Annotated in this window: 1 protein-coding gene and 1 pseudogene; both read left to right on the top strand. The window is 52.5% G+C overall.

What is annotated here, in order from left to right:
• Positions 1-2,186 (top strand): annotated as a pseudogene (locus PMI12_RS28990) (hypothetical protein); the annotation flags it as partial.
• Between the two features lie 2 nt (positions 2,187-2,188).
• Positions 2,189-2,524 (top strand): hypothetical protein, encoded by a 336-nt coding sequence (locus PMI12_RS28985; protein WP_162130825.1) that lies wholly within the window; start codon positions 2,189-2,191, stop codon positions 2,522-2,524.
• Positions 2,525-2,618: the final 94 nt, after the last annotated feature.

Below are 2,618 nucleotides of genomic sequence, written 5' to 3'. Positions count from 1 at the left end.
TTGGTCAGATCATTGTGGCTGTCGTGGCCATCGTTGTGACGTACTTCACTGCAGGAGCCTTGTCAGGGCCAATGAGCGCGGCCTTTGGGGCCACTGGTGGAGCTGTAACGACAGCTGGAACAGTTGCTGCAGGGGCCATCGGGGGCGCCGTCGGCTCGATCGCAAGCCAGGCAGTAGGTATCGCCATCGGCGCTCAAGATGGCTTCAGCTGGAAGGGGGTGGCTCTGGGGGCTATTGGCGGTGCGGTATCGGCGGGCTTGGGCGGCACAAACGTACTCCCCGACACGGGCAACGCATTTATCAACGGAGCGATGCGTGGCGCTCTTGGCAGCACCATCACACAAGGCGTTGCAGTCGCGACCGGATTGCAAGACAAGTTCAGCTGGAAGAGCGTGGCGGCCAGCGCGGTGAGTGCTGGTGTCAGCCAGGGGCTGAATTCGGCGATGCAGTACGACCCCAAAGCACAATTCGATTTCGGGAAGAGCTTTGTTTCCGGGTTCGGCGGCGCTCTTGTGGGAACCGTTGTACGCGGGGGCAAGATCAGTGGCGCCCAAATCGCTGCGGACGCGTTCGGCAACATCATTGGGGATGCTCTTGCAAAGGCCAACAATGTGCCGGGGGTGGTTGGTGCCGAAGAGAAGGCACATATCCTGAAATATTTCACGGATGGAGCCACGACAAGTTACTCGCCGAGTGCAGATTTGCGCCTAGGTGCTCCCTATGTGCCTGATTTTTCTCGCGCCAATGCATTACAACAGTCCTCGCTTGGCTTTCAAGATGCGGGCTCGATGACTCTGGAACAAGCAGCCGAACTCAATGCAGCAATGGGTCGAATTCCAGGTGGTGAGCAGTTCGAAGGCGTGGAGATAGCTGGCCCAGGTGAAAGAGGGTACATCCGAAAAATAGGCGCATCCAGCGCATTAAAAAACCTCACCGACGATTTGTATCGCAATTTGGATGACATCAAATCCATTCTTACGCCTACCAGCGGATTTAATAATGTAGAAATTGGCACCAAGCTTGATCAGCTAAATGCAATACGCCTGCGACTTCGAGAATCTTCCAATCAAATTGGGGAAGTTCTTGATCGGGGACCGACTGCTTGGGAGGATTTTGGGAAACTGGGGGTGCTTTCCGCACTCTTAGATCCAATCTCAGTACAGCGTATTGGTGTGGCAACTCAGCTAGCTGGTGGGGTGGGGCGTGCAACGGGATTGAGCATTGCTGTCAACCTCAGTGGAATTGAAATACTCAATGACGCCCAGATCGGTACTATGGTGGCTGATTCGAGCATCAGAGCCTCGGCCCCAGCCGTTTACCTCAATACATTGCTCGACGGGCGCAGCCACGTAGATACGACAGTGCTTCATGTCGCAGGGATGGATGACACTCAGTTTGCCCAGCTGCGATCATATGTAGGCCAAGTGGTAGATTCTGGCGGCTTGACAAGCTACCGTCAGAACGAAGCAATGGCGGGACTCTGGAGCGGACTGCAGGGAAGTCCTGCAGCAGCCTCTCGTCTCGGGGAAGGGCTCTCGGTGATGAGCTCTATTGCAGCATTGGGGTTGAAGAATCTCGCGCGCGGATTGACATCCGCAGGTGGTGCTGCAGGACTTGCCGATAGCCTGTTTGCCAAGAGTTTTGTTGGCAAAGTACTTAACTTTGCTGGACCAATGTATATCGTGCCGCCAGGCCCGTCATTGAATTCGGGAGCGAGTGTCGCAAGTAGAGTTAGCTCTTTGCCAGATCACCCAAATCATGTAAATGGCCTGCCCTATGGATACAAAGAAAAACCCTTCGAGCGCTTTATTCAGCGGTTTGATGAAGAGTTCAAGGCTGCGGGATTTAATGATGTCGACGCATTTATGCAAGGAAGCACCGCATCGGGTTATAAATACAATAATGGCCGCCCATTGAAACTCGACGGCAGAAGAATTGGGCCGGATGACTATGACATCGCGATAGTTAGTCCGGAATTGATGAAAAAAGCGGAGAGCCTTGGATTGGAGGTGATGGGCGGACCTTTGAAGAGTGCAGCAATTAATAGTCTGGGCTTGGCCGATGCTCAAAGGGCGCTTACGGCGGCATCCAAAGGTGGATTGCCTGTCGAATTTAAGGTTTACCCTTCGATAGAGGCCGTATATGGCTATGGAAAAACAATCCCATTTTCCAATTGGAAGAAATGAATATGTACTACCTTACTGTGGAAAAAAATGGCGTGCGCGTGATTGATCGGAAGTCTTTTGAAGATTACTCGACCGCAATTAAGGCCTGCGGAGAGTTTTATCAATCAAAAACCGGCCGATCAAATCTTGAATTCAATACGGACGTCGTAAATGGTGAATTTTTCCGCTCGTATGCCGAATTAAATCGGCCGGAAGATATTTCACTGGAAAATGAAATGGAAAAAATTCGCTACTCTGTTGCCGCAAAACATTCCAACAGATTCGAGTATGAGGCATCGCTTTTTTTTCTAATTGAAAGCGACTCTGGAGTCGCAGAATCTGAGCAGGACGATGACTAAAGTGGGGGCCGCCTGCGCTGGGTGGCCGACACCAACGCCTACATCACCATCGACTACGACAAGGTCGGCAACCGCACCCACATCCACACCAAGC

The sequence above is a fragment of the Variovorax sp. CF313 genome (assembly GCF_000282635.1).
Lineage (GTDB): Bacteria > Pseudomonadota > Gammaproteobacteria > Burkholderiales > Burkholderiaceae_C > Variovorax.
The sequence above is the reverse complement of the archived record's forward strand: the minus strand, read 5'-3'. Positions and strand labels throughout refer to the sequence as shown.

Bases quoted from the DNA above. Each gene is read 5' to 3' on its own strand.
- PMI12_RS28985 (WP_162130825.1), top strand. From the start codon at position 2,189: ATGTACTACCTTACTGTGGAAAAAAATGGCGTGCGCGTGATTGATCGG.